Origin of the sequence: Gimesia fumaroli, assembly GCF_007754425.1 — a bacterium.
Taxonomy (GTDB): domain Bacteria; phylum Planctomycetota; class Planctomycetia; order Planctomycetales; family Planctomycetaceae; genus Gimesia; species Gimesia fumaroli.
On the sequence record NZ_CP037452.1, the window covers coordinates 2,253,470 to 2,279,869 of the forward strand.

The 26,400-nt window shown below is 49.3% G+C and carries 15 protein-coding genes; 11 read left to right on the plus strand and 4 right to left on the minus strand.

Features of this window, described 5'->3' with window-relative positions; genetic code table 11:
• Positions 1-45 precede the first annotated feature (45 nt).
• The 6 genes from Enr17x_RS08680 to Enr17x_RS08705 all read left to right on the plus strand — a co-directional run bounded on the left by Enr17x_RS08680 (position 46) and on the right by Enr17x_RS08705 (position 7,449).
• The gene (locus Enr17x_RS08680; protein WP_145307846.1) at positions 46-420 is read left to right on the plus strand and encodes a BlaI/MecI/CopY family transcriptional regulator; all 375 of its coding nucleotides are present in this window, start codon (positions 46-48) and stop codon (positions 418-420) included.
• Entirely contained in the window at positions 417-1,571 is a 1,155-nt protein-coding gene (locus tag Enr17x_RS08685; RefSeq protein ID WP_145307848.1) for a M56 family metallopeptidase, read from the plus strand. The genes Enr17x_RS08680 and Enr17x_RS08685 overlap by 4 nt, the downstream gene beginning before the upstream one ends.
• Positions 1,572-1,766: 195 nt before the next feature.
• A complete protein-coding gene (locus Enr17x_RS08690) occupies positions 1,767-3,863 on the plus strand; it encodes an LTA synthase family protein (RefSeq protein ID WP_145307850.1) in 2,097 nt (698 codons plus the stop codon).
• Positions 3,864-4,093: 230 nt separating this feature from the next.
• Complete coding sequence (locus Enr17x_RS08695) at positions 4,094-5,275, plus strand: phosphatase PAP2 family protein (protein WP_145307852.1); 1,182 nt, start codon at positions 4,094-4,096, stop codon at positions 5,273-5,275.
• Between the two features lie 340 nt (positions 5,276-5,615).
• Positions 5,616-6,914, plus strand: coding sequence for a sodium-dependent bicarbonate transport family permease (locus Enr17x_RS08700; RefSeq protein ID WP_145307854.1), 1,299 nt, complete (start codon positions 5,616-5,618; stop codon positions 6,912-6,914).
• Positions 6,915-7,137: 223 nt separating this feature from the next.
• Complete coding sequence (locus Enr17x_RS08705; RefSeq protein ID WP_145213748.1) at positions 7,138-7,449, plus strand: P-II family nitrogen regulator; 312 nt, start codon at positions 7,138-7,140, stop codon at positions 7,447-7,449.
• A 472-nt stretch (positions 7,450-7,921) separates the two neighbouring features.
• Here Enr17x_RS08705 and Enr17x_RS08710 read toward each other — a convergent pair whose 3' ends face one another.
• Positions 7,922-8,452, minus strand: coding sequence for a cyclic nucleotide-binding domain-containing protein (locus tag Enr17x_RS08710; protein ID WP_145307856.1), 531 nt, complete (start codon positions 8,450-8,452; stop codon positions 7,922-7,924).
• Positions 8,453-8,582: 130 nt separating this feature from the next.
• Positions 8,583-10,091 carry an OprO/OprP family phosphate-selective porin gene (locus Enr17x_RS08715; RefSeq protein ID WP_145307858.1) on the minus strand — a complete coding sequence of 503 codons (1,509 nt, stop codon included), beginning with the start codon at positions 10,089-10,091 and terminating at the stop codon, positions 8,583-8,585.
• Positions 10,092-10,544: 453 nt separating this feature from the next.
• On the opposite strand from Enr17x_RS08715, the gene Enr17x_RS08720 reads away from it, so the two are divergent.
• From Enr17x_RS08720 to Enr17x_RS08735, 4 genes are all read left to right on the plus strand, one after another.
• The gene (locus Enr17x_RS08720) at positions 10,545-11,897 is read left to right on the plus strand and encodes a two-component system sensor histidine kinase NtrB (RefSeq protein WP_145307860.1); all 1,353 of its coding nucleotides are present in this window, start codon (positions 10,545-10,547) and stop codon (positions 11,895-11,897) included.
• Between the two features lie 2 nt (positions 11,898-11,899).
• Positions 11,900-13,261 (plus strand): sigma-54-dependent transcriptional regulator, encoded by a 1,362-nt coding sequence (locus tag Enr17x_RS08725; protein WP_145307862.1) that lies wholly within the window; start codon positions 11,900-11,902, stop codon positions 13,259-13,261.
• 304 nt (positions 13,262-13,565) lie between these two features.
• Positions 13,566-16,763: a DUF1553 domain-containing protein gene (locus Enr17x_RS08730; protein ID WP_145307864.1), complete on the plus strand. Its 3,198-nt coding sequence runs from the start codon at positions 13,566-13,568 to the stop codon at positions 16,761-16,763.
• A gap of 65 nt (positions 16,764-16,828) precedes the next feature.
• The gene (locus tag Enr17x_RS08735; protein ID WP_145307866.1) at positions 16,829-18,277 is read left to right on the plus strand and encodes a DUF1501 domain-containing protein; all 1,449 of its coding nucleotides are present in this window, start codon (positions 16,829-16,831) and stop codon (positions 18,275-18,277) included.
• A 70-nt stretch (positions 18,278-18,347) separates the two neighbouring features.
• Here Enr17x_RS08735 and Enr17x_RS08740 read toward each other — a convergent pair whose 3' ends face one another.
• Both Enr17x_RS08740 and Enr17x_RS08745 read right to left on the minus strand, forming a co-directional pair.
• Positions 18,348-19,808, minus strand: a complete 1,461-nt coding sequence (locus tag Enr17x_RS08740) for a DUF1501 domain-containing protein (RefSeq protein WP_145307868.1) — start codon at positions 19,806-19,808, stop codon at positions 18,348-18,350.
• Positions 19,809-19,812: 4 nt separating this feature from the next.
• Positions 19,813-22,875, minus strand: coding sequence for a PSD1 and planctomycete cytochrome C domain-containing protein (locus Enr17x_RS08745; protein WP_145307870.1), 3,063 nt, complete (start codon positions 22,873-22,875; stop codon positions 19,813-19,815).
• 342 nt (positions 22,876-23,217) lie between these two features.
• Here Enr17x_RS08745 and Enr17x_RS08750 point away from each other — a divergent pair, with 342 nt between their 5' ends.
• The gene (locus tag Enr17x_RS08750) at positions 23,218-26,394 is read left to right on the plus strand and encodes a DUF1553 domain-containing protein (protein WP_232100990.1); all 3,177 of its coding nucleotides are present in this window, start codon (positions 23,218-23,220) and stop codon (positions 26,392-26,394) included.
• The last annotated feature ends 6 nt before the right edge of the window (positions 26,395-26,400 follow it).

Below are 26,400 nucleotides of genomic sequence, written 5' to 3' on the forward strand. Positions count from 1 at the left end.
TATAAGAATAGAGTGAATGTCCATTCGAGTGAAAGGAATTGATTGATGACAAAACTTCATTTAACCAAATGTGAACTCGAAGTAATGGATATTGTCTGGAAAAAAGGTCGTGCAACAGTCCAGGAAGTCGTCGATTCCCTGGAACGTCCGTTGGCCTATACGACTGTGATGACGACATTGAAAATACTCGATGAAACACGAAATGTTGTTAATAAAAAGAAAGAAGGCCGCGCGTTTGTCTATGAGCCAGCAGTTTCGCGGGAGAAGGTCAGTCGCAGTATGGCAGACGACCTGACACAGCGTCTGTTTGGTGGTTCAGTTAAGTCACTCTTGCTTAGTCTGGTCGGGAGCGATTCCATGTCACAATCGGATATTGAGGAATTAAAACAGGCAATTCAGTCTCTGGAGAAAGATGCATGACTTCAACTCAATTTCTTGAGATGGTCGTTTCAGTCTCTGTGCAGGCCGCAATTGTGATTATCGTGGCCCATTGGTTAGGGCGACTGGTAAGCAGCGAACGTGTGCAGTGCCGACTGTGGACAATTTGTTATGCAGTCTTATTGGTATTAGTGGTTGTTGGTTTGCTGTTCCCTCATCCCAGATTGTTTCAACCCTGGTCTTTAATCAATTCGGAGAGCGCAACAACACTGGTAAGTCTCGAGTTTCAAGTAGGACGTGCATTGTTTTTGATCTGGTCAACAGGAGCTGTTATCTCTCTATTGGTGTTTTTGATCCGTGCTGTGCAAGTAAATCAATTTCTCAAAACATGTCAGCTGATTGAACCCAGTCAAATTATTTCCGATAAGAATCAGAACCAGGTACCTGAGACATCAGGCACTGCGTTGAAGCAAAGACTTCGATTGTTGACAAGTACCAGGCTGATGACTCCATTCTGCTCACAATTTCATCATCCTTATATTGTATTGCCCGAGTATTTACTTGGGTTTGACCAACAACAACTGAATTTTATTATTCGGCATGAATTGGAGCACCTCAAAACAGGACATCCTCTGCAGCTATTTCTTCAGCGTTTAGTGGAGGCAGTCTTCTGGTTTCATCCGATGGTCTGGTGGGCATCACAGCAGTCTGCTTTGAGCCGGGAATTTGCCTGTGATGAAGCGGCTATCGACTCACCAACGGAGATCGCCATGTACTTGCGCACTTTGTTAACTATCATTGAATACAGCACATCACAGACAGATAAAACTCCGACACCACTGGCGTTTGGGCGAGGCAATAGTCTCACCGCGAAGCGCGCAAGGCGTTTGACACAAATCGCGAAAAATCAAGGTGTGACCAGTCGAAAACCGCTTTCAGGATTTACTGCTTCTGCCTGTCTTTGCACGATAGCCGTTTTCATTGGATGTGTATGGGTGCCTGTCGATGTGCTTGCCTCGCCGCGTGCAAACTGGTCTCCCTGGCCGACCTGGACTGCAGGCGCGCTGCATGACTTTGGTTATTCAGTACATGATTTTGATGCCTACAATGGTCGAATCGAATTGCATGAATTGTTAGAGCATCAGGAGCCAGAAAAACTCGATCAGGAAGCACAGCAAGATAATCGTCTGTGACTCTTTTTTTATCTCGTACTACTAATAAATTAGGAGTACGAGTGGTTGCAAAATAGAGAGTGGATGCTGCCTTTTTTTATAAAGAACTACTAAATGATTCGGAGTTGGATCGGGGCTCTTTAACTTGCCTCCTCTGACTATGAACTAGCAATACATATATCCCTGAGATGATTTTCGAAGAAGGATTTTCGAGACATGTTAAAAAAATTGCCCGCATCCGGTTCCGAACGAAATCAGTCAGAATCCGACATCGCTGCATCATCGGGGCTTCAAAACGGGGCGTGGAATCAACGGAGCTGGTTATCTGCATTCTCAGAATGGTCGGGGCGGTATAGCGTGATCGCCATCATTTTTGCGATCACGGTGTCCTATCTGATCCTGCTGCGAACTGTGATGGTGGTGACCTATGTCGATCTGGTAAAACTTACTTTCTGGCAGGGGCTCAGACTGTTCTTCGTCGGATTTCAGTTTGATGTGCTGGTTGCGCTGTGCTTTGTTGTACCACAATTATTACACATCACCCTGGTGTCAAACCAGAGAATTACAGGGCGAACCAGCCGCTGGTTACTGGATGCGACATGGGTGATTGCATTTCTGTTTTTGCCGTTCCTGTGTATTGCCGAATATATTTTCTTCGATGAGTTTCAATCGCGTCTGAATTACATTGCGTTTGAATATATTGTCTATCCGACTGAGGTCTGCTGCAACATCTGGCAGTCGTATCCCCTGGTTGAACTTCTGGCTGTTGTTAGCCTGTGTGGTGGAATTCTCTGGTTTCTGTTACGGAAGCAGTTCCACAAAAAAATGGCAGCACCCATGCCTTGGACGAGGCGCTATGGGTTCCTGTTGACCGTTCTCATGGGCATTATGTTCTTGTGGACAAATACCAGTGCGGAAAGCCGACAGGTTACTCGCGACCGTGTTGCCAATGAATGCACGTGGAATGGATTATACAGCTTTGTATATTACGCGTGGACATGTCGTTTTGACTTCAATAAAAATTATATCACCCTGGAAAGCTCTGAAGTAAACCAGCAGTTAAGGCAACAGATTGTCGAAGAGCGAGATGAACTGCAAACAGACTCGAATAACCCCGTTGATCGTATTGTGAATACGGGGAAGCCACAGCAGGATTTGAATGTAGTCCTGATTTTGGAAGAGAGTCTGGGTTCTGATTTTATTGGAGTACTAGGCGATGGTCGCAAGCTCACTCCTCATTTCGATGCACTAACCAGAAAGGGGACCTTGTTTGATAACTTCTATGCCACAGGAAATCGAACCGCGCGTGCATTAGAGGCTGTATTGACCTCAATGCCGCCGATCCCTACAGAATCAATTCTCAAGCGAGATCACTCAGACCGTGTTTATACGCTGGCAAGTGTACTTGCCAAACGTGGTTACGAACGTCTCTTTATGACCGGTGGCCGCGGCTTGTTTGACGGAGTGCGATCATTCATGAAGTCAAATGGGTTCAACCGGTTCGTTGAGCAGTCAGACTTTCAGGATCCGGTTTTTGCTAATGCCTGGGGAGTCAGCGATGAAGACCTGTTTCGCAAGGCACTCGGTGAACTTGATAGCTTGCATGCTTCAGGCCGCCCGTTTTTTGCAACGATCCTGACTGTTTCCAACCATCGACCTTATACGTATCCGGAAGGTCGAATCTCAGAAGATGAACAGACGCGTGAAAACGCCGTAAAATATGCTGACTGGGCGCTGGGCTATTTCTTCCGTGAAGCACAGTCACACGATTTTTATCAGAATACGATCTTCATTGTGATGGGAGATCATGGAGCTCGTGTTTCCGGCAGCCAGCTTTTCCCTATGAGCTCTTATCGAGTGCCCGTGCTGATGATTCAGCCGCAGGGAACAGGACAGGGAACGCGTTGTAGTACATTAGCCTGCTCATTGGATATCACTCCTACTATTATGGGCAGGCTTGGTGGTGACTATCGATCCGTGTTTTTTGGCTACGACGCTCTGAAGGTAAACCCAGCGAAAGGCCGGGCTATCATGCAGCACAATCATGATGTCGCATTATTGGATTCACAGAATCAAATGGTCGTTCTTGGGTTTGGTAAGTCAGCGGAAAGCTTTACGCTTGATCAAACCAGTTACCAGTTGGAGCAGCAACTGGTTCCCGACCAGAACATGCTGAAGAGTACGGTTTCTTATTTTCAATCCGCGTTTGAACTTTATTACTCAGATCGGTGGTTTCCAGATTTCAATTTAGAAATCAAGGATACTCAAACGGTGAAACGAATTATGGATCACGGTCAAATATCTACAAATTAGAGCTGGAATTCATTCTAGAGTTGATGACGATTCAAGTTAATTAAAGCTACAGAAAGGTTCTCACGAGTGCTCCCGATAAGCTGGTATTGAACATGCCGGCTGGTTGTTTGCACAAGGATGTTTACATGTTAATCGGTGTTTAGCCTTCTGGTTGAGCCGATACTCTTCTCTGCTATTTCTCTTCTCAACACCCCTTCAGCTTATCCCTTACGCCATTTTAGATTGGAATTATGTTCCGATATAGAGCGCTGACATTGTATACATGGTATGTGTTATGCCGGTTACGAGGATACTCAATTCTCATTACCCTTTGTATGGTCACGTTCTTTTTATTGACAGGTTGTATTACCAGTAAAAAGACAACCCATATCGAATCATTTGTCACAAGCGGTACCAGCATCAATTCCGATCCCCCATCAGGTTACCTGAGAGTCAGTGATCCGATTGAGGGTAGCACGGAGTTTGAAACAGTCGATGAAGTGCATAACAGTTCGTCCTACCCAGATTGGCTTAACATGCCGCCTGAGGGAATACATTATCCACCGCTGCATCAGGCAGATCAAATCGGGGACGATCAAGTCTCGCAAAGCAACGAACCGCCGGCATTGATCACGATCGAAGGCTTTTTATCAAACAACTCTCTGGACGATTTTAATGATTTTAATCGTGCGTTTGATGACGAACCGCCAGAGAAACAATTGACCCTCTGGAGCCAGATAAAGACAGATCATGCTAACTATTATTCAAGAAAGTCACTCACCTGGTTGGCGGGGGGCTTTGGTGTGGGAGCCATCATGGCGAATACATCGCTCGATGGAGGAATTCAGAATCATTTTCAGTCCAGTGTGCACAGTGCCAGCTCGGATGAGTGGCTGCATGGATTGCATGCGCAAAAAGAACTGGGGAATGGTCGCTACACGCTGCCGCTGTTCGCAGCTGCCTGGGTAGCAGGAGCGATGTTTGATAAGATCCCACTGGTGAATGCCACAGGAGAATGGGGCGAACGTTCGATTCGGGCCATTATTGTTGGTACGCCACCGATGCTGGCAATGCAGTATGTCACCGGTGCCTCACGACCCGGAGAGACGACCTCGAATGCGAAATGGAAACCATTTCAGGACAATAACGGTGTGAGCGGCCATAGTTTTATGGGGGCGATCCCGTTTTTAGCAGCAGCCAAAGTGACCGATAAACCGCTTCTCAAGCTGGTTTTCTATGCTGGTTCCACCCTGGCACCGTTGTCCCGTGTCAATGACAATCGACACTACCCATCACAAGTCTTGCTCGGCTGGTGGATGGCCTGGATCGCTACGAACGCTGTCGATGCCACACAAAATGCAGATCGAAACTGGTCTGTGTTTCCGATTGCGTATCCCGATGCAACAGGGATGGCAGTTGAATATCGCTGGTAAAAAGAGTGTTCATCAGGGAAAGTGCTATGGGCTGCATAATCTTGCGTGAGATCTGCAGGTTATTGCATGCAGGCTGAGGTCCTGCTGCTTTGAATTTACTTTGTCAATGTCGCTCCATCGAATGGGAAAAGTTTTTTTCTTAAGTGATTTATCCCATTTTCTAAGGATTCATTTCGCATTGGCGAAAAAAGAATCAGAAAAATATCCGACATGGCATACCGCTTGCATGGTGATATTCCGTGCGTTCCATTTTATCAATTCAGCGGGAAGATCCTTTCTGCAAGCCTCCCTCATTCCGGTATTGAAACCGTCTTAATGACCTACCAGAGGAAACTAAACGATGCTAGCCGATTTCTTACATAATTTCGCTCATAATCTATTCAAACCTCTGCTGTTATTTTTCTATATGGGATTTCTGATTCCGATTCTCAAGGTCCCATTTGAATTTCCGAAAGCAGTCTACCAGGGGTTGACCCTGTACCTGCTCGTGGCCATTGGTTGGCACGGCGGTGAGGAACTGGCTTCGCTCTCATTGGCAGAATTTGGTCAGGCTTTGGGATTCATGGCAATCGGGTTTGTGACGAATCTCTGTATCGGACTGTTTGCTTATTTTATCCTTCGAAAGACAACCAAATTGCGGCAGGTCGATGCGGCGACCGTTGCCGGTTTCTACGGTTCGGATTCGGCAGGAACTTTTGTAACCTGTCTGGGAGTGATTGCGGCTGCGAATATTGCTTATGCCGCTTATATGCCCGTGATGCTGGCTGTGATGGAAATTCCTGGCTGTCTGGTGGCCCTTTATCTTGTTTCTCGCTTACGCAAAAAGGGCATGGACCCGCATGGAAATATGCCTTACGAGCCTGGCTTTCAACCAGCAACTCAGCCAGCATTGGAAACGACGGGCGGAGCAGAAATTGAATATTCAGAAGGGGGACAAGGAGAGTCTCTTAGCCAGCATAATAATCATCCCTCACAGGGTCGCGCTACAACAGCTGTTGTGGACCCACCACAGACAGGGACAAAGCGACAACTGGCTGCAGAACTCGAAGTTGCAGATGATTTAGAGATTGAATCAGATGAAGAAGAAGCATCCAAGAAAGAACCAATTTTCAGTAAAGAACTACTTCATGAGGTCTTTCTAAACCCGGGGCTCTACCTGTTGTTTGGGGGGATCATTATCGGGTTTCTCGGACGACTTCAAGGGGAAGCAGTGACCAGGGCGGATGACACTCTGTTTGTGAATATTTTCCATGGTATGTTATGCCTGTTCCTATTGGAAATGGGAATTACTGCATGCCGCCGTTTAAAAGATCTGAAAACAGCTGGTTGGAGATTTATTCTCTTCGGTGTACTGGCTCCCAACGTGTTTGCGTTCGTAGGTATTCTCGTCGCTCATGGCTACAGCATTGTATTAGGACAACCCTTTGACTTGGGAACGTATGCATTGTTTGCCGTATTGTGTGGTGCCGCTTCCTATATCGCGGTGCCGGCGGTACAAAGACTGGCGATTCCCGAAGCCAGTCCCACGCTGCCTCTGGCAGCTTCGCTGGGGCTGACATTTACCTACAATGTGACGATAGGAATTCCCGTTTATATGTTGATTGCACAATCAATCATGACAGCCTTTCCTGTCACATAATCGGGCCAGACTCGGGTTGGATGACGCCCTTTTACCAGCCAGAGTCATTTTCATCAAATTGATGAGTGTTACCCACTCCGCTTTTATAAACTCATTACGACTTCACCAGTGGATGAGTGGGTTGGATTGGGATAGCTCTCCATTGCGTTCTTTTTGACAACCCACTCATTCGTTTTCAATTTTGCTGGTCATTAGAAAATAACTTTCATAGGAATATCCTTTCATGTCTGCAACAACAGAATTAACCAAGGTCATCGTCATTACGGAGACCCATTTTGAAGCGGAAATGTTAAATCATTTTCGCGAATTGGGTATTAAAGGGTTTACTTGCATGAACTGCTGGGGGCAAGGGCATCATCAGGTCTATGATGAGCCATTTATCGGTCACTCTCAGACCCGGATAGAAATCATTACGACAGAACCGATCGCAGATGCGATTGTCGATTACTGCCGTCAACCGCGTTACGAAGCTCATGCTGTGACCGCATATCTGGAATCAGTTCGTGTGCGAGATGCTAATAAATTCATCGCTTAAATTAGTTTCTTTTCAATTGAGATGCGTTTCAATATGAGGCAGAGAAGTGTCCGTCGCGCGGGATTCCTGAGGCTGTTTGTTACGCGTATCCCGTGTCCCTTGAGCGGGGGCTCAAGTTATTGATCCTTTATTGTGAACGTAGTTTGCCAGTCACCTTCATGTGCTTACTTTGGCGGGTAGCTAGCATGACAGGTGACTGGCAACTTCGTGACTCCCGGTCAATAGCCCGAGCGAACCGGCGGGCACTTTTCTTTTTATCACCGAGTCGTTATGTTCGAAATCAGGTTTTGTTCAGCGAGCCTGAGTTCTCATCTTTGATAGAAATCGATCCCTCAGCCGTCTCGTGAATACTGAAGCACGATACTCTGTCAGAGAGCACTGGTGTCTATCGTTTAGGATAAAATAAGGCTATTAGTGAGCGATCTTTGGCAGAAGTCGCAATCATAAAACGGCCTCTCCAGGCAATTCGTGCCTAACGCGTTCGATCTGGAGTGGTATGCATCAGCTGGCAAAACTCCTGCCACTCACTGTGATGGGCCATTCTGGCTTCGGCTACCGTACGGCAGATTAATTCGTCCATACGTTGCAATCGTCTGGCAAGAATGGTCGCTGCATTACAAGTAAGTTGATGGGCGAGCGCTACTTCGGATTGGGCGAGACGGTCAAAATCATCGCGAGTGAATTGGGCAACTTGGACCTCCGTCTTGGCAAGGACCGAAACGCGATGCGCGGCGGGAGCAAAGAAAGATAATTCACCAAAGATACTGGAAGGGTCAAGCTGAGCCAGTTCAATTTCGCCGGCATCTTGTGTGAGACCAATCACCCGGCATTGTCCCGATAATACAATCCATAAAGCACGATCAGAATGACCGGCTTGAAGTATGGTTGCTTCGGGTTTAAAGCTGTGGAATTGCAGACGATCTGCAATCAATTGATGACATTGTGTTGTACATCCTCGAAAGAGATCGCTTCGTGACATAATGGATAAAATGGCCGACTGCATTCGTCAATCCCATCTAAGAAGTAATTGTAGAGTCGTTCTTAATAGGCGCTTGTTAAGCTGGCATTAATTCAAGCCAGACAACTTATGTTACAAGTGTTGGGATTAGAATGCCAGATACTGAGATTGAGGATTAGAAGTCAACTTGTGCGCGAACTGCAAGGATATCGGCATTGCTGTTGTTGACAACAGGGCCGTTCACTGCAGGGCTGCTGTTAAGAAATGCGTGAATGTAGTTGAATTGAAATTTGGTGTATTGATTGAGATACCAGTTGAGACCGAAGGTGAGATCCGTCAAACGACCACCCTGAATACTCTTATCATTCAGATCAATATAGGACCAGCGACCAGCCACTTCCCAGGCACCACATCCCCCGTCTCGATTATAAGGATCCAGGGGCACAACACGACCAAATACGCCTCCCTTACGGTTATAGGCACGAGACTCTCCTGTTAAAAAATAGCCAAAGTGGGCATAAGCCCCGGAAAACGAATTCGTTTGACCATTCCGCTGTCTTACATGAGAATAAAGTACTTCCGACTGGGCATAGAAGGAACCAATGGCGTAAGCCAGTTCGGCATTGAAAAGATTAAAATTTTGTGTGGGAATCAGGCCTGTGTTCACAAAGGGGGGCACAAACGTGGGGACACCTACCGGGACTTGAGCGGCTCCACCCGTTTCTGAGACGAAGATTTCTGGTTGATTACGATACTGAAGCAGATTGTTAGCCGGATTGCCAAAGCTGTAACCTCCGCCGATGTGTAAGAGTCCGTTACCGTCTCCGTTGTCGATTAACAAATGTGTCAAACGTGTGGCTAGGCCATAACCGCCACTGTCGCCCACGTTTCCACCGTAGGTGTCTGTGGGAAATCGAAATCCGGAGAGTGCCCAGGTTGATTGTTCGTCTTCCGAGTGGCCAAAGGTCATCGCACCGATTTGTCGGAATGGCAGAAACGCAAACGGGAGTGCTCGTTCAAGAAATGTGAGCTCTTTGACGCTGGTGAGTCCATCCATTCCAAAAGGCTGTCGATATTGCCCGATCCTCACGGTATTCGTTCCCATCGCTTCGCGTACTTCCAACCACACATCCATGAAGCTGGGGCGTCCGGGGAACGCGAAATCCATTTCAAGCATATACCCTACGTTCTCCCAGGCATCACCGGTGGCTGCCAGCCGGGCGCGACGAAAATCGGCACCGTCCTGTAAATCACCTACCGCCTGGATATTGCCGGCATCTTGATGAAACCAGACCGCATCGGCTTGAAAGAATCCCGTCAGGCGTGCGGTCGGATATTTGTTTCCGTTTGCAGGATCGTTGCTGAGGAGCGAAGGCAAATCTGAATCGTATTCATCTTCTTCGGATGTAATGGGCCCATTCGGGTATTGATTCATCAGTGTCTGTTGTGACTTCAATTCATCAATCTGCCTCTGTAGAGATTGAAGGTGGGAATGGACTCCGTTTTCGTTTGGTTCTGGAGCAGGTGGTTGTGCCTGGCCCTCTAAAACGGATAGTGTCAACACGAATAACAGGGTCAGAAACCAGATAGAAATCGTTCGCAGAGACGGTAATTCGATGTCATTGCGCTTGTTGGGTGAGGCTGAGAAATATGGGGTCTCTTGAAAATCCGTTTCTTGGTTCATTACTTTTGTTTCCCTCAAAATCCTTTAATTGGTCAATGCTTTCAAGCAAAGCAACTCAGGTACCAACTGGCGGGAGATTGGTTGTCACGCGTGTTCCACCTCACGAGTTTACGGAATACGGAGACTCAGTGGTCTGTATCGGATGAGAGCATGCCCAACGTGATAAAATCATTTAAGATTTTAAAAAACAGGATTTGGGTTAAAGAATCGTGCAATGATCTGCACACACTCTGCAAAAAGCTGCAGGGATATTAGCCATGTGAGCCGGTTTGATTTTAGTCGATTGAGAAAATTTGAATTGAGGCATAGAATTGTTGTATCTATAGAGGCCTTATTACAGATCAAGTGATCGGCCTTTCATACCTCTCAAGCAAACCCCTGCCTCCCTTACACAAAACGATGTGTCTATGATGCCGGGATGGGCTGAAATAGATCAGGGGCGGGAGACAGCAGATGTTTCATGTCTACGAAACACGAGTCAGTCGCGGATTTCAACTGGCCATCGGAGGTTTGGCGTTATTAAGCCTTACTGCACTGGTTGTTACGTTTTGGATTCTGGCCGACTTTCAGCGCGAGCAGGAAATCGTGGCGAAGATCATTCGAGATCTGCCCGACAGTGATCTGGCCGTCGCACGAGAGCTCGCCGGTGAACTCCGTTTCCAATCTCAGTTATCGATTTTGCTTGTCCTGAATATTATCGCGACCGGAATTGCAGTCGTATTACTGGTGCGTGCTTATCTGAACAGCGAACGCTCCCTCCGCGAAGTCAAAGTCATGGCGAGTGATGTTCTCGCCAGTATGGATCAGGGAGTGCTGACCACGGATCGCAATGAGATCATCACCAGTATCAACCCACGGGGCCGCCAACTGCTTGGATTGGAGGGGACTGTGATTGGTCGTCCATTGTCTGATGTCGGAACGGAACACACCCTATTATGCGTGATTTGCAGCCATGTGAATGCACATCATTCTCCCGTGAGAGACTGTGATTACACGATTTCGAGTCAGGGGCACGAACAAACGTTTCGCGCAGGTTGCAGCTTACTGCGAAATGAGCGACAGGAAGAACTGGGAACTGTACTCCATGTACGCGATGTCACCGAGCGGGCACTCATGGAACAAAGGCTGCGGCGGATGGAACGTTATGCGGGGCTGGGTTCGCTGGCGACGGGGCTTCAGCACGAGATCAAGAACCCACTCAGTGCCTTGTCACTCCACGTCCAACTGCTTGACGAAGCGCTTGTGGAACAGTCTTCTACGAAAGAAATTGATGAAATGCTGGGAGTCATTCGAACTGAAATCAACCGATTGGCTGCCGTGTTGGAAGGCTTTCGTGATTATGCTTCCATGTCGGAGCCGGGACGCTCTGCCGTTGATCTGTCTGCCTTGATCAAGAAACTTGTGCGGTTCATTGGACCACAGGCTGAACAGCAGCAGGTGAAGATTGAAGTCCATCTACCCGAAGAAAAGCTTCCTGACATGCAGGCAGATTCCGTTCACATTGATCAAGTGCTGCTCAATCTTGCATTGAATGCGTTACAGGCTATGCCTGACTCTGGTACATTGTCAATCAGTCTGAGCCGAGAGGGAGAATGGTATCGAATCGATGTCAGCGATACCGGAAAAGGGATTCCGATCGAGTTTCGTGAGCGAATCTTTGATCCGTATTTTACGACGCGTAATGAAGGAACCGGCATGGGACTTGCTCTATGTGAAAAGATTGTGCGTCAACATGATGGTACAATTGAACTATCCACCGGATCGAGTGGAACGACTTTCACTGTTTTATTACCTCTAAGCGAGTAGTTATGCAATCAGACGGCTTTGGGATTTTGATTATCGATGACGAGCCAAACATTCGCTCTGGCCTTGCCAAAGGGTTAGCCAGGGAAGCGGATGTAGTGGAAACAGCCAGTGATGGAGAAGAGGGGCTGGCTCGGTTCCAGGAAGGTTTTTTTCAATTGGTGATTGCAGATGTTCGCCTGCCGGGTGAAATGGATGGGTTGGAGCTGATTCAGCAGATACTGCGTAGCCGTCCGCAAACGACAGCGATTATTATCACAGCGCATGGAACAGTTGAAACGGCTGTCAAAGCGATGAGGCTGGGGGCTTTCGATTTCATTACCAAGCCCTTAGATTTGAATCTGATTCGGCACCAGGTTCGCAAAGCGCGAGAGCATCACCGTCTGCAGATTGAAAATCGTGAGCTGCGTAATCGTCTTGTGAATGCAGGCGAGGTTTCGAATATCATTGGCAACTGCGCTGCCATGCACGATGTATTTCAGCAGATTCGTCAGGTCGCGGCGACCGATGCCACGGTTCTGATTCAGGGAGAGAGCGGGACAGGAAAAGAGCTTATTGCTCGGGCGCTACATGACCTGAGTAATCGGAGCAGTGGCCCGTTTGTCGCCGTCAATCTGGGAGCGATGCCCGAGACACTTCTCGAAAGTGAATTATTCGGCCACGAGAAAGGATCTTTCAGCGGTGCCACACGACAAAAGCCCGGCTGCTTCGAACAGGCCCAGGGTGGTTCTCTGTTTCTGGATGAAGTCACAGAGATGCCGGCCAAAAGTCAGGTCGATCTGTTGCGGGTTCTGGAGACGCAACAGTTTATGCGCGTGGGTGGTGAAGAGGTGATGAAGAGTGATGCACGCATCATTTCTGCGACTAATAAATCAGTAGAGCCATTAATCGAAGAAGGAACCTTTCGCGAGGATTTGTTCTATCGACTGAATGTCATTCCAATTCATGTTCCGGCATTACGCGAACGCCGGGATGACATCCCTTTGCTGGTCGAACATTTTCTGACCCATTTCTGTCAGCGTCACAATCGACCTCATAAGAAAATCTCCCCTGAAGCAATGCAGAAGCTGGTCAGTGCGCGTTGGCCCGGTAATGTTCGCCAACTTCGTAATGTGATCGAAAGATTGGTTGTGACGCTGCCGGGCGATGTGATACATGCTACGGATTTACCCGACGACCTGAATCCCACAGTTTCATCTTCAAGTGAACCCTTAAAAACCTTAGCCGAAGTCACAGAAGACGCAGAGAAAGCAGCGATCTCGGCTGCCCTGGTTGTTTGCGATTATCATCGTGAAAAAACCGCAAAAATGCTCGGAGTCAGTGTCCGCACACTGCACTACAAAATGAGTCGTTACGGGCTCCATTAGGCACACAGAATTCTTTGAATCTGTGCCCAGACAACTTCCTCTCAGCCCGAAGTTTAGCTCGCACGTACATTGCTGGTTGGGTTAAGATAAAGCCAATGTAACCTGATTCCTATTGAACAGGTTGATTGTGGGCGACTCTCTCTCTGATCCGGGAAATGTTTGTCTACACTGAATAACAAGCGTTCATTCGTGGCATTGCTTCCGCTTCTGGGGCGTGTTATAAATTAATGTATGTGTTTCAATTAGTGTTGATGAATCGAGCAACTTGAGCTGCGGAGAACGTAGGAAAGTGCAAGTAAAAACTATGATGACATCGTCGTATTATCTGTCAGCGCGGAACATGACAGTATTTTTGCTGTTCGTGGCACTGATGCATCCGGAGATTTCTCGTGCGGCTGAGCCACTGGAATATAATCGGGATATTCGCCCCATTCTGGCTGACCATTGCTTTGCCTGTCATGGCGCGGACAGTGCGGCCCGTAAAGCGGATTTGCGACTTGATCAGCGTGAAGCGGCAATTGAATTTGGTGCGATCATTGAGGGGAAACCTGATGAAAGCGAACTGATCGCACGTATTCTAAGTGATGATCCCGATCTCGTGATGCCTCCACACGCATCTAAAAATCCCCTCACCGAGGCACAGAAAGAAGCCTTAAAACAGTGGGTCGCAGCCGGGGCGAATTATCAACCTCACTGGTCCTTTATTGCACCGCAGCGGCCCAGCCAGCCAGCCGTCAAGAACACTGCCTGGAGTAAGAATGCCATTGATCGGTTTGTACTGGCTCGACTGGAAGCCAACGGATTGTCGCCGGCACCAGAGGCCAACGCGTCCACTTTATTTCGTCGGTTGTATCTCGACATCACGGGGCTTCCACCAGTTCCTAATGAAGTCATTCAGTTTGTTGCCGATTATCGTCAGCGAAAAGATGCTGCTCTCTCGGAATGGATTGACCGATTGATGTCAACGACTGCCTGGGGAGAACATCGGGCTCGTTACTGGCTGGATGCGGCGCGTTATGGCGACACTCATGGTTTGCACTTTGATAACTATCGTGAGATGTGGATTTATCGTGACTGGGTCATTCGCGCCTTTAACAGGAATCTGCCTTTTGACCAATTCACAGTGGAACAACTGGCAGGAGACCTGCTGCCCGACCCGACGACGGACCAGCTGATAGCCACCGGGTTTCAACGTTGCAACATCACCACAAACGAAGGGGGCACGATCGATGAAGAGAATCTGGCAAATTATGCCTCTGACCGTGTTCAGACATTTGGCTGGGTCTACCTTGGTTTAACAACCAACTGTGCTCAGTGTCATGATCACAAGTTTGACCCGCTCACGATGAAAGACTATTACTCGCTGGCTGCCTTCTTCCGAAATACAACACAAGGTCCCAAAGATGGAAACGTGGCCGATGGCCGCGGCCCTTCTATAATGGTCCCTTCCGCCGAGGATCAGCCACGCTGGAATGCGCTGCCCGATGAAATTGCATCAGCAAAACAGAAACGGGATGCACGCAAAAAAGACGCGCGCTCCGATTTCAAGAAGTGGTTGGACTCAGTGACGCCCGATTCGATCGGTCAGGACATTCCCAATGATAAGCTCGTATTGCACCTGCCACTCAATGAAGGGCAGGGGAAGGAACTGCAAGCGATCGGTCTGAAAGAATCACTCATTCAGGTGGGAAAACTGAATTGGGATCAGAATGGCCAGTCAGGTCCGACCCCTGTGATTAAATCAGGTGCGACATTGGAAGTGGGGAATGTTGGTGATTTCGAACGAAATCACGCTTTCAGTTATGGTGCCTGGGTGAAGACGGCGCGCAAGGATGCCCAGGCAGGTATCCTCGCGAAAATGGATGTGAAGTCCTCTTATCGTGGCTGGGACCTGTGGCAGAACGGCCAGTCATTCGGTACTCACATCATTGATGCCTGGCCCGGAAACGCTCTGAAAGTTGTTACGCGCAACAGAGTGGTGAAACCGGGAAAATGGCAGCATGTCTTCGTGACCTATAATGGTTCTGGTAAACCTGCCGGCGTGAAGATTTTTGTTGATGGACGTGAAGAACCGATTCGTGTCGAACAGCAGTCTCTTAAAGCAGATGCTTCGATTCGCACGCCTACCCCCTTACGTGTTGGCCAGAGGAGTGAAGGGGCCATCTTTGAAGGGGGCGCTGTTCAGGATGTCCGCCTTTATGATCGGCAACTTAGCGGCAATGAAGTCAGCGCGATTGCTGAGAATTCTTCGATGCAGAAACTGCTTTCGATCGCTGCAGAGAAACGAACGCCTCAGCAGGCAGCGAAGTTGTACCAATATTACCTTGCAAATCACGATGCCGCTTATCCTGAGTTAGCTGCATCGGTAGAGAGACTGGAAGCAGAACAGGCCGCGATTCGTTCTCGCAGCCCGGTGACGCATATTCAGAAAGGAAAACCGAACTCACCTGCGATGGCTCACATATTGATGCGTGGTGCCTATGATAAACCAGGAGATCAGGTCTCCGCCGCGCCCCCTGCATCACTACACGCCATGCCAGCAGGAGCGGCTCCCAATCGACTGGGGTTGGCGCAATGGGTGGTCGATTCCCAAAATCCGCTGACGGCACGTGTAACTGTGAATCGTTTCTGGCAGGAAGTCTTCGGACAGGGAATTGTCTTGACGGCAGAAGACTTTGGAATCATGGGGGCGCCTCCCAGTCACCCGGAACTGTTGGACTGGCTCGCGGTTGAGTTTCAGGAAAATGGTTGGGACGTGAAACGGTTATTTAAACTGATGTTGATGAGCGCAACCTATCGACAGGCGGCAATCACAACGCCCGAAAAGTTAGAAAAGGATCGAGACAACATTCTGTTGTCTCGGGGCCCCCGTTTCCGTATGGATGCCGAAATGATTCGTGACTGTTCTCTAGCGGCGAGCGAATTGTTGTCGAAAAAGATGTATGGTCCCGGAACAAAACCGTATCAACCCCAAGGGATTTGGGATATTGTCGGGTTGCCCGAGGGCAATACACGGATCTATGTACAAGACAAAGGCGAGAACCTCTACCGCCGATCGATTTACAATTTCTGGAAGCGTATGGCACCTCCTCCGAATCTGGAAACGTTTAACGCACCCAGTCGGGAAGTTTGTACCGTTCGCCGCGAAAGAACGAATACGCCGCTTCAGGCATTGGTCACATTAAACGATCCGCAATTTGTCGAAGCGGCCCGAAATCTGGCACAGAAAGCGATTCTCAACGGAGGGGATCAGTTTGAAGACCGACTGCAATTTGTGGCACAGCGTTTGTTGGCTCGAAAACTGCGAACAGAAGAGCAAGCAATAGCCCGTTCGTCATTTGATGATCTAGCCGCCTATTATACGTCACATATTGAAGACGGAAAAAAACTAATTGCAGTAGGCGATTCAAAACCAGCTGAGCAGGTTGATGTGGCGACACTCGCTGCCTGGACGATGCTGGTCAACGAACTAATGAATCTGGATGAAACATTAAATAAATAACCAGTCTGACGCACTCTCATTTGAGGTGCAGGTTGACTGTAGTGGCTAATTTCGGAGTTCTGATTATGAACATCTTGGAAGACTTTCACCAACTGGAAACACGCCGTCATTTTTTTTCTCGCGGGCGGCATCTGCTAGGTGGGGCGGCTCTGGCTTCATTGCTCGGGAATTCAACAAAAGCGGCGACTGAAAGCCAGCCCGTGGGAAGTCATTTTCCCGCCAAAGCAAAACGGGTGATTTATCTGCACATGGTGGGAGGACCTTCGCAGATGGATCTGTTCGATTACAAGCCGGTCATGCAGAAATTCTACGACAAAGATCTTCCCGACTCAGTTCGTATGGGGCAGCGTCTGACAACGATGACCAGCGGCCAGAAACGATTTCCGATTGCACCCTCAAAATACAAATTCAGCCCGGCTGGTGAGTCCGGCATGTGGATGAATACCGAGCTGCTGCCCAACCTTGCGAAGAAGGCCGATGAAATCTGCTGGATGCGCAGCCTGCATACCGAAGCCATCAATCACGAACCTGCCATCGCAGCGATGCAGACGGGGAATCAAGTCCCCGGACGCCCCTGTCTGGGGGCATGGGCTTCCTATGGACTGGGATCCGATAACGAAAATCTGCCTGCATTTGTAGTTCTGGTGGCGACTCCCTCCAACCGCGAACAGGAACAGGCGATTTCATCTCGACTGTGGAGTGCCGGTTACCTGCCCGGCGTCCATTCCGGAGTCTCGTTTCGCAGTAAGGGGGATCCGATTCTCTATATCAATAATCCTCCTGGTGTTCCCGATGCCATCAGAAAGAAAACGATTGATGGGCTCAACGCACTTAACGAACTGAATTATCAGGCATTAGGTGATCCGGAAACGCACACGCGGATTCGCCAGTATGAAATGGCATTCCGGATGCAGGCGAGTGTTCCGGAATTGACCGACCTCAGCAGTGAAACCGAAAATACATTTAAACTCTACGGTGAAGCCGCCAAAAAACCAGGTACCTTTGCTAACACCGCTTTAATGACAAGGCGGCTGGCAGAGCGAGGCGTGCGGTTCATTCAGGTTTACCACAATAACTGGGATCATCATTCCAACGTGGGAGGACGCATGCCATCTCAATGCAAAGACGTTGATCAGCCCTGTTTTGCACTGCTGGAAGACCTCAAGCAACGCGGCATGCTGGACGACACCCTGGTGATCTGGGGCGGCGAATTCGGACGCACGATCTATTCACAGGGAAGTCTGTCCAAACAGAATTATGGCCGCGATCATCATCCCCGTTGCTTCAGTATGTGGATGGCAGGCGGGGGCGCTAAGGGCGGTGCCATCTATGGAGAGACCGACGATTTCTCATATAACATCGTGAAAGATCCATTGCACATTCATGACTTCCATGCGACCGTGCTCAATCTGCTCGGCTTTGATCATGAGAAATTCACGTATAAGTTCCAGGGACTCGATCAAAGACTGACAGGCGTCGAACCTGCTCACGTGGTGAAAGAACTCATTTCGTAAGGAATACGTAGGACATTTGAAAATCTGAGAGCATGATACACTGAATGCAGCCTCTCAATTCAAAATCGAGTCATGTCAGAATATCCTTGACGACAGTTCCATGGACGTCAGTAAGACGGTAATCGCGACCCTGGAAACGGTAAGTCAGACGCTCGTGGTTGATGCCGAGGCAATGCAGGATCGTGGCATGAAAATCGTGCACGTGAACCGGATTTTCGGTGATGTTATAGCAGTAGTCGTCTGTTTGCCCGTAGGTAAGGCCGGGTTTGATGCCGCCCCCCGCCATCCAGATTGAAAAACAGCGCGGGTGATGATCTCGGCCAAACGATTGCGGATTACCTTGCGAATAGACCGTCCGGCCAAACTCGCCCCCCCAGATTACCAGTGTTTCATCAAGCATGCCCCGCTGTTTTAAATCAGCAATCAAGGCGGCAGATCCCTGATCGGTCTGCTTGGCCAGAGTCGGCAGGTACTTTTGGACATTGCTATGGTGATCCCAGCCACGGTGAAACACTTGAATAAAGCGGACGCCCCGTTCGGCCAGTCTTCTTGCAAGCAGACAATTGGCCGCGTGGGTTCCCGGCTCCTTCACGTCGTCGCCATACAGTTTGAGTGTGCTGGCCGACTCATTGGAGATATCGGCGAGTTCGGGAACCGAGGTCTGCATGCGGTATGCCATTTCATATTGCGCGATTCGTGCGGCGATCTCCGGGTCCCCAACTTCCTGCTCTCGGATCTGATTGAGCTTCGCCAGACGGTCCAGCATCATCCGGCGCTGAGAATCATTTCCGCCGGCCGGATCGCTCAGGTAGAGAACCGGATCACCCTGACTACGGAATTTGACACCTTGATACTTCGACGATAAAAAACCACTGCCCCACAACCGGTCATACAGGGGTTGGGCCTGATGAAACGAATTTTTACTGAGCAGTACGACAAACGACGGGAGGTTTTCTGTCTCGCTTCCCAATCCGTAACTGAGCCAGGCCCCGATACTGGGACGACCCGGTTGCTGATGTCCTGATTGAAAGAACGTAATAGCGGGATCATGATTGATGGCTTCGGTGTGCATGGAATTAATCACGCAAATGTCATCGGCTACGTTTCCCATATGCGGTAACAGATCACTCAGCCACGTGCCCGATTCACCGTGCTGCCGAAATTTCCAGGGCGATTTGACAACAGGGAATTTCTTCTGTCCTGCAGTCATGCCTGTCAGTCGCTGTCCTTTACGAATGCTGTCGGGCAATTCGCTCATGTGCAGTTTGTCGAGAGACGGTTTGTGAGCGAGCAGGTCGACCTGGGAAGGCGCGCCTGACTGGAGCAGATAGATGACCCGCTTGGCTTTGGGAGCAAAATGCGGAATGCCTGGCAGACCGCCGACGCGTGATGCATCGCTGGTTGTTTCTTTCGAAAACAGGTCACGATTGAGCAACGACGCCAGCGCTGCTACACCAATGCCGGTGCTCGAGCGTCCAAAAAATTGGCGCCGGTTAACCTGTAATTGCATTTCAGACAAGGGGTCGAGCATCGTTTTATTCCTTCGTAATCGCTTCGTCCAGATTCAGAAACACGCGAGTCAGACTGGTGAAAGCCGCCAGCTTTGCTGGATTGAATTTTGCATCAGAGGCTGAATCACCGACCTGTAGCAGACGAAGTGCGGCTGCCTGATCATTGGCGTAAAACTTCATATCGGTTTCATAAGCTTCGCGGAAAAGAGCCAGTTCAGAATCACTGGGTTGTCGCGCCGTGACCAGTCGAAATCCATATTCGATCTGTTCATCAACCGTCGCGCCACCTTCAGACAGCATCCGCTCGGCCAGCTTTCGGGCTGCTTCGACGAATTGGGGGCCATTCAACAGCAGTAATGCTTGTAGCGGCGTATTGGTTCGTGACCGACGAATCGTACAGAATTCCCGTTCCGGGGCATCGAGTGTTTTCAGCATGGGAGAAGGTACCGTCCGCTTCCAGAATGTGTAGAGACTCCGTCGATAGAGATCATCCCCGGTTCCTTGTGGATATGCTTTGGAGTAATTCGGACGGTTATTCAATTCGAGCCAAAGGCCTTTCGGCTGATACGGGTAGACACTTTTTCCGCCCAACCGTTCGACAAGTAATCCACTGGTGACTAACGTGGCATCGCGAATTTCTTCGGCAGACAGTCGCATTCTGGGGCCGCGAGCGAGAAGTCGATTTTCCGGGTCTTGAGTGTAGGCAGCTGCACCGACGTGAGAGGTTTGCTGATAGGTGGCGGAATTCAAAATCAACCGCTGCATCTGTTTGATGTCCCAGCCACTGCGAATAAATTCCAGGGCTAACCAATCCAGTAATTCCGGATGGCTGGGTAATTCACCTTGTACTCCGAAATCTTCAGACGTTTTGACTAATCCCAATCCAAAGATGCGTTGCCAGTAGCGATTGACGGCAACACGCGCCGTAAGAGGATGACCGGGATCAACCAGCCACTCGGCGAAGCCCAGACGATTCTTTGCTGCCGTTTTGGGCATCGGCGGGAAAATCGCGGGAACATTGGGGCTGACTTGATCGCGGGGTTCATTATATTGCCCGCGGTCGAGAAGATACGTGGCGCGTGGCTGAGCCATGTCATGCATGATCATGGTCTCAGGGATCGCTGTCATTTTCTGTTTTTCGAGTTTCGCGATCTGTTGCTGGAGTTCCTGCCTGGGGTTGTGATGCGCGAGGAAATACTCACGCAGTTGTTTTTGTTCGTTGGCGGTGCGGAGATTTTGTTTTTTCGCAGCAATCTGTCGAATCTCAGCAGGAATCCCGTGCAACTGCAGATTTTGGGGAGCGTCGCCCGTGATGGATAAGCGGGGACGCCCCACGCCGTGTGTCGCAAAACCGGCGTCGTGACGCAGACGAAACTGCAATTCGGTGCCACCCTCAAAGCCGAAGGGGGAGGCCGCGATGAACATGGCCGTCGCGGGAAGTTTGCGCGTCGGTCCGTCTACTGCCCAACCGTTGTTGCCGGCCACACTCCCATCAATGGCTTTGGCGATTTCATAATTGGCCTGTGAATAGTCGGCGATTGCGCGGGTAAATTTCACGGTTTGCTGCTGAGAAGGATCTGCGTGGGAAACCGCCGTTAGTTCAAATTCGCTCAGAACAAAATTAGAATTGCTGTGACGACCTGGGCCACCGCCGGGAAGTGACTCATGCGTGAGCGCTTCCAGTCGGACTGCGGTCAGATTGGTTGCGTCAGTTTTCGCTGTGATCTCGTAGACATCTTTTTGAGGATTCGCGCCGCTGGTCAGAATAGACTTGTCGGCGAGCTTCGTAAGAGTCGTTCCCCCGGATGATTTCATAGTCAGTGGTTCAACCACTGTCCAGCCTTGTTCCGGCTGTGTGGAGATACGCTCTGACCATGAATTCAAATGCTGGGCAATGTTGACAGGTTTCTTCAGCTCAGCCTTCAGTCGCGCCAGTTCGACTTCAAATTTTTGCTGTGATGCTGTCGCAAGCGGTGAAGGAATACGTTGTTTGGGAGCAAATCCTCGCATGCCTCGTTCTGGTACCTGATTGAAAAACGCATACAGCTGATAGAACTCTTTTTGAGAGAGGGGATCGAATTTATGTTCGTGGCAGCGGGCACAGCCGATCGTGAGTGCGAGCCAGACCTCACCTGTCGTAACCAGTCGATCCATGACATACTCGGTCCGATACTCTTCATCAATAATACCACCTTCAATCGTGATGCCGTGGTTTCGATTGAAACCGGTTGCCAGCCGTTGCTGATCGGTGGCGGCTGGCAACAAGTCGCCGGCAAGCTGTTCGATTGTGAATTCGTTGAACGGTTTATTTTCGTTATACGCATTGATGACCCAGTCTCGCCAGATCCATTGTTCTCGTTCGGTGTCATATTGATAACCGTTGCTGTCGGCATAGCGGGCCAGATCAAGCCAGTGCCGCGCCATGTGTTCGCCGTAGGCAGGAGAGGCAAGATAGTAATCGACCATCGTTGCATACGCGTTCGGAGATTGATCGGAAAGAAACTTGTCGATTTCTTTGAGCGTGGGAGGCAAGCCGGTCAAATCAAAGGCCACACGTCGAATTAAGGTTTCCCGGTTTGCTTCGTGTGCGGGTTGTAATCCTTCACGTTCCAACCGTGCAAGTACAAAGTGGTCTATGTTGTTCTTCGGCCAGGTGGTGTTTTGTGTTTTGGGGATCGCCGGTTGTTTTGGAGCGACGAAGGCCCAGTGTGGTTCATATTCCGCACCATGCTCAATCCACGTTTTGAGAATGGCAATCTGTTTTTGATTAAGTGGCTTCGGTCCCTCCACCGGAGGCATACGCTCATTTTCATCTTGTGTCGTGATGCGATGAATGAGTTCGCTCGATTGCACTTTACCGGGTGTGATGGCCCTCTTGCCCGAGTCTGCCTTGCCGATTGCTGATTCTCGCTGGTCCAATCGCAAACCCGCTGCACGCGTTGCCGAGTCGGGGCCGTGACACGTAAAACAATGATTTGAGAGAATCGGCAGGACATCGCGATTGAATTCGATTGTTTCTTCTGCTGCAGCAACGCAAGTCAATAGCGTTGCTGGCAAAGTGATCAAAATCATCTTGATTGCGTTCACGATAGATACCCTTTGAGCAGCTTGAAAACCAAAATTGGTTTGATCTATGAATCGGAACTCTTAATCCTAATATATCAGGGATTTTGGGAAGATGGTAGCGAAAGTCGAATGCTTTCACTGAACCTGAGAAATGCAGCATGGGACCATTCAGCAGTCTGCATTCATCTTTGACTTGAAAAGCCTTGACAATTGTCTTCATGCAAACTTACCATCTAAGTAACGATCATTCATTTGGGACCCACCTGTTCTCCTCGTGCTGCGATGTCGCAGTTTCGGTATTTCTTGAGACGCACCAGGATCGTTAATTATGTTCAGATTTTAAGGACATGATTGAGTATGCGCATGCTTCCTCGCTCCGTTTTCTTGTTGTGGTCGAGTTTTCTCGCTCTAACGATCAATGTCTGTCTGGCTGAGAATGATCAGGTTAAACAAGACGCTGCATCGAAAACGAAAATTGATTTCAGCCGTGATATTCGACCAATTCTTTCTGAAAACTGCTTTCATTGCCATGGTCCCGACACGAAACATCGCGAAGGTGATCTTCGGCTGGACCTGGAAGAAGCGGCGAAAGCAGATTCGATTGTTCCCGGACATTCGGATCAAAGTGAATTTTATAAACGGATCAGCAGCACTGATCCTGATCTTCAAATGCCTCCCACTGATTCGAATAAAAAATTGACTGCGGAGAAGAGAGAATTGCTCAAACGCTGGATTGATGAGGGAGCTGAATGGACCAGTCACTGGGCGTTTCGCGCTCCAGAAAAATCATCATTACCAGCAGTCAAAAACAACAAGTGGGTGCGTAATTCCATCGATCAGTTTGTTCTGGCACAAATAGAATCTCAACAGTTACAGCCTTCAAGAGAAGCCAGCCGTCGTACTTTGATTCGCCGACTGACGTTTGATTTGACGGGGCTGCCGCCCACCATTCCCGAGATCAATCAATTTCTGAATGATAACTCTCCTAACGCCTATGAAAAACTGGTTGACCGTCTGCTAAGTTCAAAACAGTACGGCGAGCGAATGGCTCTGATGTGGCTGGATGCGGCCCGTTATGGTGATACGAGTGTGTATCATGCAGATGGGCCACGCGATATGTGGGCCTGGCGTGATCGCATCGTGCAAATGTATAACGAAAATATTCCCTTTGACCAGTTTTCAACGGAACAACTGGCGGGAGATTTGCTTCCCAACGCAACGCCACTGCAAATGGTGTCTTCCGGATTTAATCGGAATAACGGGACCACCGATGAAGGAGGCCTGATTCCGGAAGAGTACCGCGTTGAGTACGCCGTCGACCGGGTGAAAACGACGTCCACGGTCTGGTTGGGGCTCAGCATGGAATGTGCTCAATGCCATGAGCATAAATACGATCCTATTTCACACGAGGACTATTACCGCTTCTTCGGTTTTTTCAACATCAGCGCCGACGCCGGTAGTCAGACACGAAAAGGAAATGCCAAACCGACGGTGGCGCTGGTCGATCCGGAAAAACAAAAAAAACTGCCGGGGACACGAGAGAGAATCAAAGAAAACCAGCAGCAGATCGCCGCTCGTCAAAAGTCAGCTGAGCCTCAGTTTGCAGCCTGGTTGGCAGCGAAAGAAAAAGAACAACATGCAGCGCCTTCGCACATTGAGGGTCAGATTCTGCAGTTCAGGCTCGATGAAGGCAAAGGAACCCAGGTTGTCGATCAAGTGGATCAGAATCGCAAAGGAACCATTCATGGTAAGGCTGACTGGGTGAAGTCTCCTTACGATCAGGGTCTGCATTTTGATGGCAAAACCTATGTGGATCTGGGGAATGTGTGTGATTTTGAACGGACCGATTCATTTTCCTACGGTGGCTGGATCAATCTCGACCCGAAAGGTTCCGGCGCACTTTTGGCAAAAATGGACGACGCCAATAGTTATCGCGGGTACGATATCCTCATCTCCGGCGAACAAATCTCGGTACATATCATCAATACGTGGCCCACGAATGCCATAAAGGTGACCACGAAGAAAAAACTCAAACCTTCAACCTGGCAGCATGTGTTTGTAACCTATGATGGTTCATCCAAAGCGAAGGGCGTGAAAATCTATGTCGATGGTCAGTTGTGGGACTGGAAGATCGAGCAGGACCGCTTAACGGAATCCATTCGTACGCCCAAAACGTTACTGATTGGCAGCCGGCATCCTAGTTCTCGTTTAAAGGGGACTATCGATGAAGTCTCTGTCTTTAATCGTGTGCTCAGTCAATCCGAAGTGGAGACACTCACAAAGCAACTTCCGATTACGACCATCCTGGCTGTGTCTCCTGAGAAACGAACGGCAGAGCAACAGCAGCAGTTGCGTAATTACTATCTGGAACGGGAAGACGCAGAATATATCGCCTTGCTCAAGAAAAAGCAGGAATTGAAAGCAGAGGAGACAGAACTTCTCAAGCCGTTAACGACGGTCATGATCATGGGGGACATGCCCAAGCCTCGCGACACATTTATCCTCGCCCGCGGTGCTTATGATTCTCCCACCAAGCAGAAAGTCGAACCGGGTACGCCGGCGGTTCTGCCTCCCATGCCCAAAGATGCACCTCAAAATCGTCTGGGTTTAGCACAATGGCTGTTTGCAGACAATCATCCTCTCACCGCTCGCGTCGCCGTAAATCGGTATTGGCAGATGTTATTTGGGACTGGGCTGGTTACGACGCCCGAAGATTTCGGTTCACAGGGCGCGTTCCCCAGTCATCCGCAATTGCTGGACTGGTTGGCAGTCGACTTCAGAGAATCGGGTTGGGATGTGAAACGAATGCTCAAACAAATTGTGATGTCGGCGACCTATCGGCAAACATCAGATGTCTCGCGGGCAGACTATTTGCGGGATCCTGCAAACAGACTTCTGGCCCGCGGTGCGCGTTTTCGCTTACAGGGAGAAATGATCCGCGATAGCGCGCTCGATATCAGTGGATTACTCAATCCCCAAATGGGAGGTCCGGGAGTAAAACCGTATCAGCCGCCCGGGCTCTGGAAAGAAGTGGGATTGGGGGGAAATCCCAAATTCGTGCAGGATCACGGCGAGAAACTGTATCGCCGCAGCTTATATACCTACTGGAAACGATCCGCGCCTCCTCCGTCGATGCAGATCTTTGATGCACCAACACGGGAAAAGTGTACGATCAGACGACCACGCACAAATACACCTCTGCAGGCATTAGTCACAATGAATGATGTCCAGTATGTCGAAGCGGCCCGTCACCTTGCAGAACGAATGTTGAAAGAAGGGGGAGCAACCAATGCCGAACAGGTTGGTTATGCCTTTCTACTGGCAACGGCCAGAGAGCCTCGATCAACAGAAAGAGAAGTACTACTGGATGTTTATGATGAAAGTCTGAAGCACTATCAGACCAATTTAAAAGCGGCAGAAGAACTGCTTCAAGTTGGTGAATCACCCCGCAATAAAAATTTGAATGTCGCGCAACTGGCAGCCTGGACTGTGGTCGCCAACATGATTTTAAATTTAGACGAAACTTTAACTCGTGAGTAAATCGCA